Origin of the sequence: Ochrobactrum sp. SFR4, from assembly GCF_019730395.1 — a bacterium.
Lineage (GTDB): Bacteria > Pseudomonadota > Alphaproteobacteria > Rhizobiales > Rhizobiaceae > Pseudochrobactrum.
In genome coordinates this window covers 1-441 of the sequence record NZ_JAAPBB010000217.1, presented here as the reverse complement: position 1 = coordinate 441, position 441 = coordinate 1, and the positions used below count along the sequence as shown (strand labels likewise).

Here is a 441-nt window from a genome sequence, read left to right as displayed (position 1 = left end):
GAACGGCTAATGCTCTATCGTTAAGAGGAAACATGGATTTGGCTTCGCATAAGTCGCGATATAGCTGCCATTTGTCGACAGACTTGCCTTCTTCAACTTTATTGCTCGAATCCCTATTCGCTTGCACAAGAGCAAGTGTCATCGGCCGACCACCAAAGGGGGTCGCTCCTAATCCTATTTGCATTTGCCTTTACCTTATTAAAGGCAAAAGAAAATCGTCCGCCGTAAACAACGTTAAAACGCTTGACAGTGATTCGTGAAAATGCGATTCAGAAGGTGCTTAGACTTTTGAAGGGCTCTCACGATGGTAACGTCGCGGGGGCTTTTTCTTTTGCGGTTTAGTCTCCGTTATTAATTTTCGATTTCTTGAAGTCTCCGTAAAGGCTTTCAAGTCTCTCTGAAAGCCAATCACCAAAGGCTCCTGCATCGTCACTCTTGAAC

Annotated in this window: 1 protein-coding gene; it reads right to left on the bottom strand. The window is 44.9% G+C overall.

Annotation, left to right across the window (positions count from 1 at the left end; all coding sequences use genetic code 11):
- Nucleotides 1-184, bottom strand: a 184-nt coding sequence (locus HBA93_RS18680) for a helix-turn-helix domain-containing protein (RefSeq protein WP_286202051.1), incomplete at its 3' end; no start/stop codon positions are given.
- Nucleotides 185-441: the final 257 nt, after the last annotated feature.